The organism is Dehalococcoides mccartyi 195 (assembly GCF_000011905.1).
Classification (GTDB): Bacteria; Chloroflexota; Dehalococcoidia; order Dehalococcoidales; family Dehalococcoidaceae; genus Dehalococcoides; species Dehalococcoides mccartyi.
Window position 1 is genome coordinate 1,090,981 of sequence record NC_002936.3, and the last position, 16,325, is coordinate 1,107,305.

At 51.0% G+C, this 16,325-nt stretch carries 12 protein-coding genes; 7 read left to right on the forward strand and 5 right to left on the reverse strand.

What is annotated here, in order from left to right:
* Positions 1–76 precede the first annotated feature (76 nt).
* Complete coding sequence (locus DET_RS06175; RefSeq protein WP_010936886.1) at positions 77–2,293, reverse strand: ATP-dependent helicase; 2,217 nt, start codon at positions 2,291–2,293, stop codon at positions 77–79.
* A 267-nt stretch (positions 2,294–2,560) separates the two neighbouring features.
* Here DET_RS06175 and pyrR point away from each other — a divergent pair, with 267 nt between their 5' ends.
* Genes pyrR through DET_RS06205 form a run of 6 tightly spaced genes read left to right on the forward strand, consistent with a single transcriptional unit; the run spans position 2,561 to position 10,616 of the window.
* Positions 2,561–3,109, forward strand: a complete 549-nt coding sequence (pyrR, locus tag DET_RS06180) for a bifunctional pyr operon transcriptional regulator/uracil phosphoribosyltransferase PyrR (protein ID WP_010936888.1) — start codon at positions 2,561–2,563, stop codon at positions 3,107–3,109.
* A gap of 2 nt (positions 3,110–3,111) precedes the next feature.
* Positions 3,112–4,107 (forward strand): aspartate carbamoyltransferase catalytic subunit, encoded by a 996-nt coding sequence (locus tag DET_RS06185; protein ID WP_010936889.1) that lies wholly within the window; start codon positions 3,112–3,114, stop codon positions 4,105–4,107.
* A 2-nt stretch (positions 4,108–4,109) separates the two neighbouring features.
* The gene (locus DET_RS06190; protein WP_010936890.1) at positions 4,110–5,393 is read left to right on the forward strand and encodes a dihydroorotase; all 1,284 of its coding nucleotides are present in this window, start codon (positions 4,110–4,112) and stop codon (positions 5,391–5,393) included.
* A gap of 38 nt (positions 5,394–5,431) precedes the next feature.
* The gene (carA, locus tag DET_RS06195; protein ID WP_010936891.1) at positions 5,432–6,526 is read left to right on the forward strand and encodes a glutamine-hydrolyzing carbamoyl-phosphate synthase small subunit; all 1,095 of its coding nucleotides are present in this window, start codon (positions 5,432–5,434) and stop codon (positions 6,524–6,526) included.
* Between the two features lie 55 nt (positions 6,527–6,581).
* On the forward strand, positions 6,582–9,821 hold the full coding sequence (gene carB, locus DET_RS06200; RefSeq protein ID WP_041223390.1) for a carbamoyl-phosphate synthase large subunit: 3,240 nt from the start codon (positions 6,582–6,584) through the stop codon (positions 9,819–9,821).
* 9 nt (positions 9,822–9,830) lie between these two features.
* The gene (locus DET_RS06205; protein WP_010936893.1) at positions 9,831–10,616 is read left to right on the forward strand and encodes a dihydroorotate dehydrogenase electron transfer subunit; all 786 of its coding nucleotides are present in this window, start codon (positions 9,831–9,833) and stop codon (positions 10,614–10,616) included.
* A gap of 69 nt (positions 10,617–10,685) precedes the next feature.
* On the opposite strand, the gene folE is transcribed toward DET_RS06205, so the two are convergent.
* The 4 genes from folE to DET_RS06225 are packed head-to-tail and all read right to left on the reverse strand — an operon-like array spanning position 10,686 to position 14,931.
* Positions 10,686–11,255 carry a GTP cyclohydrolase I FolE gene (gene folE, locus DET_RS06210; RefSeq protein ID WP_010936894.1) on the reverse strand — a complete coding sequence of 190 codons (570 nt, stop codon included), beginning with the start codon at positions 11,253–11,255 and terminating at the stop codon, positions 10,686–10,688.
* A 33-nt stretch (positions 11,256–11,288) separates the two neighbouring features.
* Positions 11,289–12,335, reverse strand: a complete 1,047-nt coding sequence (gene thrC, locus DET_RS06215) for a threonine synthase (protein WP_010936895.1) — start codon at positions 12,333–12,335, stop codon at positions 11,289–11,291.
* An 8-nt stretch (positions 12,336–12,343) separates the two neighbouring features.
* Entirely contained in the window at positions 12,344–13,645 is a 1,302-nt protein-coding gene (locus tag DET_RS06220) for a homoserine dehydrogenase (protein ID WP_010936896.1), read from the reverse strand.
* A gap of 20 nt (positions 13,646–13,665) precedes the next feature.
* On the reverse strand, positions 13,666–14,931 hold the full coding sequence (locus tag DET_RS06225) for a peptidylprolyl isomerase (protein WP_010936897.1): 1,266 nt from the start codon (positions 14,929–14,931) through the stop codon (positions 13,666–13,668).
* A 304-nt stretch (positions 14,932–15,235) separates the two neighbouring features.
* Between DET_RS06225 and DET_RS06230 the strand changes: the two genes are divergently transcribed.
* A complete protein-coding gene (locus DET_RS06230; RefSeq protein WP_010936898.1) occupies positions 15,236–16,321 on the forward strand; it encodes a nucleotidyltransferase family protein in 1,086 nt (361 codons plus the stop codon).
* Positions 16,322–16,325: the final 4 nt, after the last annotated feature.

The window sequence follows — 16,325 nt, forward strand, 5'->3', positions numbered from 1 at the left end:
TTAGAAAATATATTTAATTCTAAACTCTAAGCGGGGTTTGGTAAATAGGTGAAGGTGAAACAGGCGGAGAAACTGCCTAGTTTTCCAGTTTGGTCAGGCGGGCAAAGCTGAGCATCAGGCGTTTCATGCCTACCGAATGGAAAGATATCATAACCTCGGCATCATTTTTCACCCGGTTGATACTGGTTACAATCCCTTCGCCAAACTGGGGGTGCAGCACCCTGTCACCCGCTTCCAGTTCCAGCAGTTTGGGGGCGGGAGGAGACGCTGACTTAATGGACATGCCCGCACTTTGCAGATGCTGTTTGATAACGGGTGAAACTGCCGAAGCGGCAGTATGCTGCTCGGACAAGGGCTGTTTTTCACGGCCTTTGGTGATACTCTGGGGTATATCCTTAAGATAACGTGAGGGTTCGTTTACATTGCTCTGCCCCATAAGGGAGCGGCGGAAAGCCCGCACCAGGTAAAGCCGCTTGCGGGCACGGGTTACACCCACATAACACAGGCGGCGTTCTTCCTGCATCTGGGCGGGGTCATCAAACGAACGGCTGTGCGGCAGGACACCCTCTTCCATACCCACCATGAAAACCACCGGGTATTCCAGCCCTTTGGCCTGATGCAGGGTGATAAGGGTAACAGCCGAAACACCTTCCTCAAGGCTGTCTAAATCTGATACCAGGGCCACGCTTTCCAGAAAAACCGAGAGCCCTTCGGGCGGGACTATTTCCTGATACTGCTGAGCAACTGTCCGCAGTTCAAGTATATTATCCCAGCGCTCCTCCCCGTCTTCGGAGGCAAACAGGAATTCACGGTAATTTATACCCTCAAGCAGCCTGTCCAGCAGGTTTAAAAGGGGCAGATTACGGGCATCCGCCACCAGTGACTTCAGTAAAAGACCGAAGTCAGTCAGGGGTTTTAAGCCCCGGCTGGGTATGGGCGGTTTGGGGGTATTTTCATCTGATAAATTTACAAGTGATTCATACAGGCTGATATCCTGCTCTCTGGCAAACTGGCCCAAATCTGAAAGGGTTTTAGCCCCTATTCCGCGGGTGGGTATGTTTATAACCCTCTGGAGGCTGACGCTATCCTGAGGGTTTTGCAGCAAACGCAGATAAGCTACAATATCTTTAACCTCACGCCGCTGGTAAAAGCGGGTGCCGGAAACCAGACGGTAAGGCATGCCATAACGGATAAATGCCTCTTCCAGAGCCCGTGACTGGGCATTGGTACGGTAAAGAATAGCTATATCACCGGGGCTGAACTTTTCATACCGGGTCAGTTTCTCAATTTCAGAAACCACAAACTGGGCTTCTTCCTGCTCGTTAAAGGTTTCAACTACTGCTATAGGCTGGCCGGATTCGTTTTCAGTCCACAAACTGATAGGTTTACGCCCGCTGTTCGGGGCAATTACACACGAAGCCGCTTCCAGAATATTTTTGGTGGAGCGGTAATTCTGCTCCAGCAAAATCACTTTGGCACCCGGATTATCTGTCTCAAAATTAAAGACATTTCTCAGGTCTGCCGAACGCCACGAATAAATGGACTGGTCAGGGTCACCCACCACACAAATATTTTTATACTTGGCAGACAGCATCTTTACCAGCTCATACTGAACCAGATTGGTATCCTGAAACTCATCTACCATTACATGCAGATAACGTTCCTGATATCTGGCCAGCACCTCAGGGTGCTGCTTAAACAGCTGAACAACCTTCAGCAGCAGGTCATCAAAATCCAACGCCTTGTTCTGCTTAAGGCGTTTTTCGTAGAGTTCGTAAACCCTGCCTACCACCTCTTCAAAATAGCTCCGGCCTTTTTCAAAGTAATACGCCGGAAGCACCAGCTGGCTTTTGGCCTGGCTAATGGCATTTCTGATGGAAGCGGGCGGATAACGCTTGGGGTCCAGCTCAAGCTCGGCCATAGCCTGCTTGATAAGGCTTTGCTGGTCATCATCATCATATATTACAAAGTCAGCCGGCACACCTAAAGGCAGACCGTCCTGCCTGAGTATGCGGGCGCAGATAGCGTGAAAAGTGCCCATAGTCAGGCGTCCCGCCGCTGAGGGAGCCAGCAGGTTTAAGCGAGTCTCCATTTCACGGGCGGCCTTGTTGGTAAAGGTAACAGCCATAATGCGGTGGGGGTTTATACCTACTACTTTAATCAGGTAGGCAATCCGGTGGGTAATAACCCTGGTTTTACCGCTGCCCGGACCGGCCAGTATAAGCACCGGCCCTTCCACGGCTTCAACGGCCTGTTTTTGAGCGGGGTTTAGCCCTGTAAGTATGTCTTGCATGAAACAGGGGTATTATAGCATTATTATCACCCCAAGGTCATTTCGCCCGCAGTCTGGCCCAAACCTGAAGATAAACTATTTTTGCTGTTTAAATATTTTTTATAAGCTGAAAATAAATTTGCCCGTCTTGACCGGGGGTGATATAATACTAGCAGTAAATTAAATACAGGGTTACCTTTAAGCTGGTCCTGAGAGGCCGGTAAGGGATTTTAGACAAAGAAGTGTCTTTTGACCTCTTGCCGGCAAATGTTGGTAAGAGGTTTTTTTATGGCACAAAAAGTAATACTGGGCGCCGAAGATATCCGCCGCACTCTGGCCCGTATTGCCCATGAAATACTGGAAAGAAACCATTCCAGCCGTGACCTTGTTATTATCGGCATGTATACCCGGGGCGTACCTCTGGCAAACCGCCTGGCCGAAAATATCCTCCGCTTTGAAGGGCTGGAAATACCGGTGGGGACACTGGACTTTTCACTCTACCGTGATGACCTTGATTCCCAGCGTTTCCACCCCACCATCAAAAATACTGACATACCTTTCAGCATAAACAACAAAATAGTGGTACTGGTAGATGACGTCCTCTTTACCGGGCGTTCCACCCGGGCGGCTATGGATGCCCTGATAGATTACGGACGCCCCAAAGCTATCCAGCTGGCAGTGCTGGTAGACAGAGGCCACCGCGAACTGCCGGTACGGGCGGATTATATAGGCAAGAATATACCCAGCTCACGTGACGAGAAGATAAAAGTACGCCTGACCGAAACAGACGGACGGGACGAAATACTTATACTGGATAATGAAGCAGGTGAGGTATAAACATGACGAACACCCCCAAAACCCCCGCAGAAACTGAAACCCTGCTTTCCGAGGTACAGGGCTGGAAACACCGCCATGTGCTGGATTTAGATAACTTCAGCCGCGAAGAACTGGACATGGTTATGCAGACAGCCGGCGTCATGCTGGATATTTTATCCCGCCCGGTAAAGAAAGTGCCGGCCCTGAAAGGCAAGACTATAGCCACCCTCTTTTACGAACCCTCCACCCGCACCCGTTCATCATTTGAGCTGGCGGCCAAAAGTTTATCTGCTGATGTATTAAACCTGAATGTCTCCCAGAGCAGCGTTTCCAAGGGGGAAAGCCTGCTGGATACGCTGGATACACTGGAAGCACTGGGGGCGGATATGGTAGTTATGCGCCACCCCCTGTCAGGAGCGCCTTATCTGGCGGCAAACCACTGCCGGGCAAACATTATAAACGCCGGTGACGGCTGGCATGCCCACCCCAGCCAGGCCCTGCTGGATATATTTACCATACTAAGGCACAAACCAGCCCTGGAAGGGCTGAAAATAACCCTGATAGGGGATATAAAACACAGCCGGGTAGCCCACTCCAATATCTGGGGGCTAAGCAAAATGGGGGCTGAAATCACCCTGTGCGCCCCCTATACCCTGCTGCCGGAGGGCTTAAATACCGACAGCCAAATATTCCCCGAAGTAACGGTAAAAACAGATATAAAACAGGCAGTCAGCGGGGCTGACGTGGTAATGGGGCTGCGTCTTCAGCGTGAACGCCAGCAAAGCGGGCTTCTGCCGGGAATACGGGAATACGCCCAGTACTTTCAGCTGAATGCAGAAATACTCAAACTGGCTAAACCGGATGCGCTGGTGATGCACCCCGGCCCGGTAAATGAAGATATAGAACTTTCGCAATCTGTGGTGCACGGAGAGCAGTCTGTCATAAACGAACAGGTAAAAAACGGGGTAGCCATCCGCATGGCCCTCTTTTACCTGTGCAGCGGAAGCAAGGAAATATAGATATGAAAATACTGATTAAAAACGGGCGCATCATAGACCCTGCCGGAGGCACAGATAAAGTGGCAGACCTGCTGCTGGAAAACGGGCTGGTTGCCGGAATAAACAGTAATATACCTTCAGATAAAGCTGATGAAGTTATAGATGCCGAAGGCAAAGTGGTTTGCCCCGGTTTTATAGACCTGCACGTACACCTGCGTGAGCCGGGTTTTGAAGGCAAAGAGACTATTGAAAGCGGCTGCAAGGCCGCCGCAGCCGGAGGGTTCACTACCATCTGCCCCATGCCTAATACCAATCCCGCAGCGGATAATCTGCCGGTGATAGACTTTGTTAGAAACACCGCCGCCAAGGTTTCGCCCATACGGGTGCTGCCCATAGCCGCCATTACCAAAGGGCGCAAAGGACAGGAGCTTTCCCCCATGGGAGAGCTGGCCGAAGCAGGAGTGGCCGGTTTTTCAGATGACGGTGACTACGTGTCAAACAGCTCCATGCTCCTCCATGCCCTGCTTTACAGCCGCACTTTTGGCCTGCCCGTTATGGAGCACTGCGAAGAGCCGTGCCTGGCGGAAGGCGGGGTAATGAACGAAGGTCTTTTAGCCTGCCGTTTGGGATTAAAGGGCATACCTGATGCCGCTGAAGAAATTGCCCTGAGCCGGGATATTGCCCTGGCCAAAGAAAGCGGCGGGCAGCTGCACCTTTGCCATATCAGTACGGCCGGTTCGGTGGAACTGGTACGCAGAGCCAAAGCCGCAGGCATACAGGTAAGCGCGGAGGTTACCCCCCACCACCTGACCCTGACCGAAGCTGAAGTAAGCGGCTACAACACAAATGCCAAAGTCAACCCGCCGCTTCGCACCCAGAGTGATATTGAGGCATTAATAAAAGGGCTGAAAGACGGCACTATAGATGCCATTGCCACAGACCATGCCCCCCACACTGCCAATGACAAACTGTGTGAATTCGGTCTGGCCGCAAACGGCATTTCGGGGCTGGAAACCGCATTTGCCAGCCTGATGGGGCTGGTACACTCAGGCTCTATCAGCCTAAGCCTGCTTATAGAAAAGCTGACCGCCGGCCCCCGGCAGGTACTGGGTGAAAAACACAAAAACATCGGCAATTTGAAACCAGGCTCCAGTGCAGATGTGGTTATATTTGACCCTGACGAAGAATGGACGGTGGATACCGCCAGATTCTTCTCCAAGGGCAAAAATACTCCCCTTGAGGGACGCAGGCTGAAAGGCAGGGTAAAAACCACCATTGCCTGCGGCCGGATAGCATACCGGGAATAACAGACTTGCCAGTTTAGAAAGTGAGAAGGATAGATTAAATGACAAATACAGCATACCTGGTACTGGAGGACGGAACAGTATTCAGCGGCAAAAGCTTCGGGGCGGAAACTGAAGCCATAGGCGAAGTGGTCTTTAATACCAGCATGAACGGATATCAGGAAATGCTGACTGACCCTTCGTATACCGGCCAGATTATTGTCCCCACTTACCCTCTTATCGGCAACTACGGGGTAAACCCCTTTGATAATGAATCCGCCTGCATCAGGGCAACCGCCTTTGGGGTACATGAGGAATGCCTGCTGCCAAACCACTACCAGAATAACCAAACCATTCACTCCTTTCTGGAAGAATCCGGCATACCCGGCATAAGCGGCATAGATACCCGCGCCATTACCCGTAAGCTGCGCTCTGCCGGGGTAATGAGGGGCATGATAACCACTACCAAAACCCCTGAAGAAGCCCTTAAAACTATCCGCAGCGCACCTGACTACGGGCAGATTGACTTTGTACGCAAGATAAGCACTCCTTCAGCCTACGAATGGCAAAAGGAAAAACCCTCTTTTGCCGGGTTTCATATAGCGGTGCTGGACTGCGGGCTTAAGTACTCTATACTTAACCAGCTGAAATCCCACGGCTGCAAAGTAACTGTTTTGCCCTGCACTGCCAGCCCGCAAGACATAGATGCCCTTAATCCAGACGGGGTGCTTCTTTCACCCGGCCCCGGCAACCCGGAACTGCTGGACTATCTGGTAAATACAGTCAGATACGCCTGTGAAAAATACCCGGTCATGGGCATCTGTCTGGGAAACCAGCTGATAGGCAAAGCCTTCGGGGCTAAAACATTCAAGCTGAAGTTCGGCCACCGGGGCGGAAACCACCCGGTTAAAGACCTTGCCAGCGGTCGGGTATATATAACCTCGCAAAATCACGGCTACTCCCTTGACCCCGCCACCCTGAAAGAAGGGCTGGAGGTCAGCCACATAAACCTGAATGACGGCACGGTGGAAGGGCTTCGCCACCGCGAACTGCCGGTGTTCTCCATACAGTACCACTCCGAAGCTTCACCCGGACCGATGGATTCCACCTACCTGTTCAAACAGTTTGTGGAAATGATAAAACAAACCAAAAAGTAGCTGACACCACTCAGAGATGGATTAGTTGAGAAAGCAAAAAGGAATATGCGAAGTGATGAATAAACCCAAAAAAGTTCTTATTATCGGCTCCGGCCCGATTATCATCGGCCAGGCTGCCGAATTTGATTACGCCGGTACCCAGGCCTGCAAAGCCATGCGCGAAGAAGGAGTGGAATCCATACTGGTAAACTCCAACCCGGCTACTATTATGACTGACGAAAATGTTGCGGACAGGGTATATATTGAACCCCTGACTGTTGAATCTATAACCAAAATCATTGAAAAAGAACGGCCTGACGGTTTGCTGCCTACTTTGGGCGGGCAGACCGGGCTTAACCTGGCGGTAGACCTGGCAGATGCGGGCGTGCTTGCCAAGTACAATGTACGTTCCTTGGGCACTCCCATAAATACCATCCGCACCGCCGAAGACCGCGAACTTTTTAAAGAACTGCTGGCCAAAATAGGCGAACCTGTCCCCCCTTCGGAGACAGTAACCACCGCCGAAGACGCACTTAAAGTTGCCCGCGAAATAGGCCTGCCGGTGGTAATACGCCCGGCGTATACCTTAGGCGGCACAGGCGGCGGTTTTGCCAATAACTGGGAGGAGGTAGAGGAGGTAGCTCAAACGGGACTGAATGCCTCACCCATCCACCAGATACTGGTAGAAAAATCGGTTGCCGGCTGGAAAGAAATTGAATACGAAGTAATGCGTGACGGGGCGGACAACTGCATTACCATATGCAACATGGAAAATTTTGACCCCATGGGAGTCCATACCGGAGACAGCATTGTAGTTGTCCCGGTGCAAACCCTTACCAACAAAGAATCCCAGATGCTGCGCACCGCTTCCATCAAGATAATACGGGCGCTGGGTATTGAGGGCGGCTGTAACGTACAGCTTTCTCTAAACCCGAACGGCAATGAATATTATGTAATTGAGGTTAATCCCAGAGTATCCCGTTCATCAGCCCTGGCCAGCAAGGCTACCGGCTACCCCATTGCCAGAGTGGCATCCAAGATAGCCATTGGCAAACGGCTGGACGAAATACCAAACGCGGTTACTGGCAAGACTCTGGCCTGCTTTGAGCCGGCGGTAGACTATATAGTAGCCAAAATCCCCCGCTTCCCCTTTGACAAGTTTGCACTCGGTGACCGCGGACTTGGCACCCAGATGAAAGCCACCGGCGAAGTAATGGCCATTGACCGCAGCTTTGAAGCGGCTATCCACAAATCTATCCGCTCTCTGGAGTTCGGCAAGAAAACCATACTCTGGGAAGACCGAAGCTGGATAATGGGAGATAACCTTTCCACCTACCCCCTGCACGCCCATGATACCCGTTTATGGGCAATACTGGCCGCTCTGCGCCGCGGGCATACACCCGAAGCTATCCACGAAAAAACAAAGATAGACAACTGGTTTTTATACAAACTTAAAAACATTACCGATATGGAAAAACGCCTGCTTAAGGAAAACCTGACCCCGGAGCTGATGCTTCAAGCCAAAAAACTGGGTTTTTCTGATGAAGAAATCGCCACCCTGTCAGGCAAACTAGCCGAACAGATACGCCAGATGCGCCTGGAGTGGAATATAAAACCGGTGTTTAAAATGGTAGACACCTGTGCCGCCGAATTTGATGCCGCCACCCCTTACTTCTACTCCACTTATGACGAAGAAAATGAGGCTCTGCCTGAGAATATTAAAAAGGCCGTAGTTATAGGTTCAGGCCCTATCCGCATAGGTCAGGGTATAGAGTTTGACTATTGCTCGGTGCATGCCGCCTGGGCTTTGGAAAAGGCAGGCTTGCAGAGCATTATGATAAACTCCAACCCCGAAACGGTGTCTACAGATTTTGATACCTCAAACCGCCTTTATTTTGAATCTCTGGACGAAGAGAGTGTCCGGGATATACTGGAAAATGAAAACATTTCCGCCCCCGAATCCACCCCCAGCATTGTCCAGTTCGGCGGGCAGACAGCTATAAATCTGGCCTCACCCCTTACCCGCAGCGGCAACCCCATTATCGGCTCATCAGCCGAAGCTATAGATTTAGCCGAAGACCGCCGCCGCTTTGAACGGCTGCTTTCGGAAATGGGCATACCCCAGGCGCCGGGTGCCGGCATAACCACTCTGGACGAAGCCCTGAGCATAGCTGAAAGCATTGGCTACCCGGTAGTAGTCCGCCCAAGTTACGTACTGGGAGGACGGGCGATGGAAATAGTCAGTGACGCATCTGACCTGATACGTTATATGAGCGCCGCCATAGAGCTGAATACCGGACACCCCATTTTGATAGACAAATATCTGGTGGGCAAGGAAGTGGAAGTTGACGCCATTGCAGACGGGGAAACCGTGTTTATCCCCGGCGTTATGGAGCATATTGAACGGGCCGGCGTCCACAGCGGGGACTCTATGGCAGTCTATCCCACCCAGAACCTGAATGCCCATGACCTGGCCACCATTTCAGACTATACCATACGCATAGGCAAAGCCCTGAACGTACGCGGGCTGATGAATATCCAGTTTGTAGTTTCCAAAGACCCCGAGGGGGGAGACAATATAGTCTATATACTGGAAGTAAACCCCAGAGGTTCACGCACCGTACCCTTCCTTTCAAAGGTTACAGGAGTGCCCATGGTAGATATAGCGGTGAACGTGATGCTGGGCAAAACTATTAAAGAGCAGGGCTATCAAAACGGGATTATGCCCCATACGGATTTGGTTGCCATAAAAGCCCCGGTTTTCTCCATGGCAAAACTGGTGGGGGTAGATACCTACCTTGGGCCGGAAATGAAATCCACCGGCGAAGTCATGGGGGTAGACCACACCTTTAATAAAGCCCTGGTAAAAACCCTTCAGGCGGCCTCTATAATGCTGCCCGAAAAAGGCACTCTTCTTTTTAGCGTAGCTGACCGTGACAAGGCTGAAGCCTTGCCCCTTATCCGCACCCTGCACGGGCTGGGATACAATTTCTACGCCACCGAAGGCACTGCCGCCATGATGACCGCCGCCGGTATAACCGTTAAACAGATAAGCAAAAAACTGGATGAAGGCCACCCCAATATTGTGGATATTATCCGAAACGGCACCGTCTGCGGGGTGATAAATACCATGACCGGCGGCCGGGTACCCCTTAGGGACGGCTTTTATATCCGCCGGGCAGCTGCCGAACGCAAAGTGCCTTGCTTTACCTCTATGGATACCGCTAAAGCCGCAGTGGAAGCCTTAGCCAACGGCAACCGCCAGATAACGGTCTTGCCGCTGAATGAATACCGTCAGGGTAAAAGCGGCAGTTAGGAAAGTATTGTGACAACTACCCAGCTAAACCAGCTTTCAGCCAGTGTAATTGAAAACGAAGAGGTCATGCCCGGCATCTGCCTGATGTGGCTTGAAGCACCCGAAATAGCGGCTTCTGCCCGTCCGGGGCAGTTTGTCATGCTGTCCTGCGGCGGTGAAAACCTGCTGAGGCGGCCTATTTCCATCCACCAGTGCCACCGGGAAAACGGGCTTATCGCCCTGATGTATGCCGTGGTGGGAAAAGGCACAGACTGGCTCAGCAAACTTCAAACAGGAGACAGCCTTTCGGTGCTTGGCCCGTTGGGCAACGGCTTTCGGGTAAATGAGGACAGCCGTCACCTGCTGCTCCTGGGGGGCGGGCTGGGTATCGCCCCGCTCCGTTTTCTGGCAGACGAAGCTTTAAAACAAGGCAAGCGGGTCAGCCTGATACAGGGTGCCAGAACCGAGCTTCAGGTCTGCCCTTCCCACTTGCTGCCGGAAGACGCCAGCTGCCATGTCACCACTGAAAATGGGGCTATAGGCAAAAAAGGGCTTATTACCCACCATCTGGCGGAGTTTCTGCCGGATGCAGACCAGATAATAGCCTGCGGGCCTATGCCCATGCTTAAGGCTCTGGCAAAAGAACCCCAGCTGTCAGGCAAGGACATACAGGTTTCCCTAGAAGTACGCATGGCCTGCGGTCTGGGTATCTGCTACGGCTGTGCCGTAAAAACAATCAAAGGCATGAAAACTGTCTGCCATGACGGGCCGGTATTTGATATACGGGATATCCACTGGGACGAAGTAAAAATATAACACCGTCACTGATTACCTGATAAATAAAAAGGGGCTTTAAAGCCCCTTTTTTAACATTGAGCAACAACCCTAGTGCTTTTGCTGGATAAGTGAAAGAAACTCTGCTCTGGCAGCGGGTGACTTATGGAAACTGCCCCGCAGTGCCGAGGTTATCACCCGGCTGCCGGGTTTTTTGATACCCCGCATCACCATGCACATGTGCTCAGCCTCTATTACCACCGCCACCCCGTCACACTTCAGCCCGTCTATAATGGCATCTGCAATCTGGGTGGCCATGCGTTCCTGTATCTGGGGGCGTTTGGCATAAATTTCCACTACTCTGGCCAGTTTGCTTATACCCACTACCCGCCCGTCAATATTGGGTATGTATCCTATATGAACCACCCCTGAAAAGGGCAGCAGGTGATGCTCACACATAGAGTAAAAGGGTATATCTTTTATAATCACCATTTCACGGTGGCCCAGTTCGTAGCCTACCCGCAAGACTTCGGCCGGGTCCTGGTTCATACCCGAAAACAGTTCGGCATACATCTGGGCTACCCGTCTGGGAGTTTCCTTAAGCCCTTCCCGCTCAGGGTCTTCGCCAATAGCTAAGAGCATGTTTTGCACCGACTGTTTTATTGCCTGTTCGTCAAACATTTATCAGTTCTCCAGAATTATTAAGCCGGAAACCTACCAGCCCAGTACTTTTTCAACTGCCCCAAGGCTGGCTTCGGTTTCGGAAAAACCGCCCGCCCCTTTTATGGCAATATTGCTGTCCTTAAGGCCGTTTCCGGTAACCACACATACAACCTGGCTTGAGGAAAAATCCTGCCCGCCCTTAATACGTTTTATCAGCCCAGCCAAGGGTGCGGCCGAGGCCGGCTCACCGAAAATGCCGGCTGATGCCATTTTGTGATAAGCGGCCATTATTTCGGCATCTGAAACCATGTCTATAATCCCGCCTGACTGGTCTCTGGCTTCCTCGGCTTTTTTCCAGGAAGCAGGGTTACCTATGCGGATAGCGGTGGCCAGTGTTTCAGGCTCGGCAATAGCATGGCCGCGGACAATGGGGGCGGCCCCTTCGGCCTGAAAACCCATCATTTTGGGCAGGGAAGCGGCTTTACCCAGCTGGTGATATTCTTTAAAACCCTTCCAATAGGCAGTAATATTGCCGGCATTGCCCACCGGTATAAACAAAAAGTCAGGCGCTTTGCCCAGAGCGTCTACAATCTCAAAAGCAGATGTTTTCTGGCCTTCTATACGGTATGGATTAACCGAGTTAACCAGCGCCACTTTGTGCTTCTCAGTCAGTTTGAAGACTATCTGCAAGGCTTGGTCAAAGTTGCCTTTAATCTGAATGATTTTTGCCCCGTAAACAATTGCCTGAGCCAGTTTGCCCAGGGCTATTTTGCCGGACGGGATAATTATAATGGACTCAAGCCCGCTGGCAGCCGCATAGGCGGTAGCCGAAGCGCTGGTATTGCCGGTGGAAGCACAAACCACCGCTTTAAAACCATCTTCAATAGCCTTGGCAACCGCCATGACCATGCCCCGGTCCTTGAAAGAGCCGGTGGGATTGCAGCCTTCCAGCTTAAAATAAAGCTCAGCTATCCCCAGTTCCTTTTCCAGCTTTGGGCAACGCACCAGAGGCGTATCACCCTCACCCAGCGTAAGCGGGGGGGTTTTATCTGTAACCGGCAGATATTTCCGGTAATGCTCAATGACACCCTGTTTCATATATTCTCCTAAATACCTACCCGAACAAAATTATTTATATCCTTTACTTTATCCAGCCCGCCCAGCTCCACCAGCGCCTGCTGGACAAAGGCTTCTTTGGCGGGGTGGGTCATGATAACTATCTCGGCAGTCAGGTTTTCTTCGTCTGTTTCTTTCTGGATTACCGACGAAATGCTGATATTATGGTCACCCAGTACTCTGGCAATAAGGGCCAGCACACCCGGTGAATCGGTCACTGTCATCCGCAGGTAATAACGGGTGAGAATATCGCTCATGGGTTTTACGCCCAGAGGTTTGTCCATATTCCAGCGCATCCGGTTACCCACCCCCAGGTGGATATCCTGCGCCGCCGCCAGCACATCCGCCACCACCGCACTGGAAGTGGCCGAAGCACCTGCCCCCTGGCCCTGAAAGAGCACCGGCCCGACTAAATCACCCTCTACCAATACGGCATTGAAAACCCCGTCCACCTTGGCCAGCCATTCATCCTTGGGCAAAAAGACCGGGTGAACCCTGGCTTCTATCTGACCGTTGCCGGGTTTTGTTATAGCCAGCAGTTTTATGTTAAACCCAAGCTCATCCGCATAGCAGAAATCACGGCTGGTCAGGCGGGAAATACCTTCACGGTAAATATCTTCCGGTTTAACCTTACACTGAAAGTTTATGGAAGCCATAATGGCCAGTTTATAAACAGCATCCGTGCCTTCTATGTCATTAGACGGGTTGGCTTCGGCATAACCCAGAGACTGGGCCTGTTTCAGGGCAGTCTCAAAGTCCAGCCCTTCTTTGGCCATACGGGTCAGGATATAGTTGGTAGTCCCGTTGATAATGGCATAAATGCCGTTTATATGGTTGGCGGCTAAATCATACTGAAAAGGCGAGATAAGCGGTATTCCCCCGCCCACGCTGGCTTCGCAGCGCAGGCCGGTATTATTTTCCCTGGCCAGTTTGACCAGTTCCGGAGCATGCTTGGCAATAACCTCTTTATTGGAAGTAACCACGCATTTACCCATTTTCAGCCCGCGGGAAAGCAGGTTGAAAGCGGGGTATTCCCCGCCGATAGCCTCAACCACAATATCCAGACCGGGGGTATTAAAAAAGTCATCTTCATCAGTAGTCAGCACCCCTTCGGGCAAAAGCTTTGCCAGGGGGCGGCTCATATCCTGAGGGAGAACCTTTACCTTTTTCAGTTTCAGGGGGAAGCCCAGCTGGGCAGAAAGGAATTCCTCCCTCTCATGGAGCACTTTGGACACCTGTCCGGCTACTACTCCCAGACCTATTACTCCTACCCCTATATACTCTTTTTCCATTGAAATTGTCCTTTATCCCGTTAGTCCAGCTGGTCTATGGCAAAAGTGATAAGGTCATCACTGAAAGTATTGGTCAATCTATCCAGATTGGCATTCTTAAGGTCAGTCGTCCACTCATCTACTTTATCATTTATAAGAAGAGTGCGGTCATCTTCGCTAAGCTCACGGTTTTCGTCAACACTCTTCAGCCGGACTATCCAGCACCCGCCGCGGGTAGTATTGGTATCATCCTGTATAGGGTCAAGAACGGTATTCAGTTCTGCGTCATCGGCAAATATAATATCAGCCACATTCTCAGGTACGCTTGTTGAGGATATCCAGTCCATATCCCCCCGGTTATCCTCAACATTGGCCAGCTGTGAATACTCAACTGCCAAATCCCCCCAGTCCTCACCGGCCTCCAGTTTGGCCTTAACCTCAAGCGCTACCTCCTGGGAAGGCAGGAGCATACCCAATGCATGAATCTGCCCGGAGTCAGCGTTGCGTTCCAGCACTTCTATCAGCCAGTAAGCCCTTTGCTTGCTTACGTCAGCATCCTGTAAAAGGGTATAGTCATAGCTATCGGTAGAGAAAATGTACTGTTCCAGTATCTCTGAGCCATAAAGCGATGAAATAGTATTGGCAGGCCTGAAATCTATAGTACCCTCGTCAGTTTTGGTATTAGATTCCAAAGACAATTCGGCGGCCTTAGCGGCAAACTCTTCATCAGTGGTTATACCTGCCAGTACTTCACTGGCGGCGCTTTCGCTTTCAAGCAGCATGGCCAGAGCTTCACGCTGTTCGGCATTCTGGGGCACCTGCGGGTCAAAATACTCGGTCTTCAGGGTGCTAATCAGCAGGCTTGCCCGGACAATATCCCTCACGGCGGGCACATCATCCAGACTGTTTTCCTCTATGGAGGCATCTATTTCATCTTCGGATACGGTGTAACCCATTTCGGCAGCTTTTTCCACAATAAGCTGGTTCAGCTGGATTCTTTCGGCTACTGCATCTATAAAGTAGTAAGCATAAGTGGAATCACCGCCGGTAAAATGCTTGAGGGCATCTACGAAATAAGATACGTTGTATTTAGTGTCACCCACCGTCAGTACGACCGTATGCATGGGTTTATACTGGTCTACATACCAGCCCTTGTATACGCCCATTCCCACCAGGACCAGAACGATACCTATCACCGAAAGCCCGGTGGCAAAGATTATCCTCTGGCGTTTCTTCTGGGATTCAAATTTTGCTACCTGATGTTTACTGTAATGCCGTTTTACGGGTTGTTGCGGTTTCTTGGCCAATTTTGTTTATCCCCCTAATATTATCCTGGTACTTAAAACAACCCCCATTATAAAAAGGGTAGTTTGTTGTCCATAAATCCCTTCCCCGCCAATGTCTTAAACCTCTGCGGAAAGAAAGTCACATAATTATAGATTCTACCAATATATAACGCAACGCATCAGTTTTGGTTAAACTTGATTTAACCGCCCCGAATATATTAAGATAAGTCCTCATTGCTAATATATACTTATCCGTCTGTGATTCATTTTCCTGTACCCTATCCCTCTTAGCTTGTAGAATTTGCTCAGAAGAGAACAAGAACCTATGAAAGCTATTATTCTGGTCGGCGGGCAGGGCACAAGGCTTCGGCCGCTAAGTATAAACACGCCCAAATCCATGGTTCCGGTACTTAACGTACCTTTCTTAAGCCATGTTTTGCGTTACCTGTCTTCCTGCGGCATCAAAGATATTATCCTTACCCAGGGGCATCTGGCCGCCCCCATTGAGCAGTATTTCGGCAATGGCCAAAGCCTGGGTGTAAACCTGGTATATTCGGTTGAACACGAGGCTTTAGGCACAGCCGGGGCTATCAAAAATGCCGAACGCTACCTTGATGACACTTTCATTACTTTGAACGGGGATATATTTACCCATCTGGATTTGTCTGCCATGCTGCGCGCCCACCGGGATAAAAAAGCGCTGGTCAGCATAGCCCTGACACCGGTAGATGACCCCACCAAATACGGGCTGGTTGAAACCGCAGACGGCGGCAGGGTAAGCCGCTTTCTGGAAAAGCCTTCACCCGCCCAGATAACAACCAACATGATAAATGCCGGCACGTATATCATTGAGCCCGAAGTACTCAAATACATACCTGCGGGTGAAAACCACAGCTTTGAAAGACAGCTTTTCCCCCGCCTGCTGAATGAATGTCAGGCGGTTTATGCCTACCCGTCCAGTGCGTACTGGATAGACATTGGCAGCCCCGAAAAATACTCCCAGCTAAACAGGGATTTACTCTGCGGCGAGGGCGGAGATTTTGGTTTCAGCCGGGGTAATGAGATAGTCATTGGCCGCGGTTGCCAGCTTCACCCCACAGCCCGAATCAGCGGGCCGGTACTGGTGGGAGAAAACTGCATTATAGGCGCAAATGCCTGTATTGCAGGGCCAGTAGTTATCGGCGCGGAATGCCGGATTGAAGATGAGGCTACCCTTACCGAATCTGTTATCTGGCAAAATGTGACCATAGGAGCCGAATGCAAAGTTGTTTCGTCCATCATTGCCAATCATTGCCACCTGAAGGCAGGCGGCAAATATGAGAATGTGGTGTTGGGAGACAATGTGACCGCCGAATGCGGTTGCGCGCCGGAACCCGGCAGCAAAATCAGCCCGGGTATCCTTATGATCTAATCAG

Excerpts from the sequence above, each read along its gene's own strand:
- DET_RS06175 (WP_010936886.1), bottom strand. The coding sequence starts at position 2,293 with ATGCAAGACATACTTACAGGGCTAAACCCCGCTCAAAAACAGGCCGTT.
- pyrR (WP_010936888.1), top strand. The coding sequence starts at position 2,561 with ATGGCACAAAAAGTAATACTGGGCGCCGAAGATATCCGCCGCACTCTG.
- DET_RS06185 (WP_010936889.1), top strand. The coding sequence starts at position 3,112 with ATGACGAACACCCCCAAAACCCCCGCAGAAACTGAAACCCTGCTTTCC.
- DET_RS06190 (WP_010936890.1), top strand. The coding sequence starts at position 4,110 with ATGAAAATACTGATTAAAAACGGGCGCATCATAGACCCTGCCGGAGGC.
- carA (WP_010936891.1), top strand. The coding sequence starts at position 5,432 with ATGACAAATACAGCATACCTGGTACTGGAGGACGGAACAGTATTCAGC.
- carB (WP_041223390.1), top strand. The coding sequence starts at position 6,582 with ATGAATAAACCCAAAAAAGTTCTTATTATCGGCTCCGGCCCGATTATC.
- folE (WP_010936894.1), bottom strand. The coding sequence starts at position 11,255 with ATGTTTGACGAACAGGCAATAAAACAGTCGGTGCAAAACATGCTCTTA.
- thrC (WP_010936895.1), bottom strand. The coding sequence starts at position 12,335 with ATGAAACAGGGTGTCATTGAGCATTACCGGAAATATCTGCCGGTTACA.
- DET_RS06220 (WP_010936896.1), bottom strand. The coding sequence starts at position 13,645 with ATGGAAAAAGAGTATATAGGGGTAGGAGTAATAGGTCTGGGAGTAGTA.
- DET_RS06230 (WP_010936898.1), top strand. The coding sequence starts at position 15,236 with ATGAAAGCTATTATTCTGGTCGGCGGGCAGGGCACAAGGCTTCGGCCG.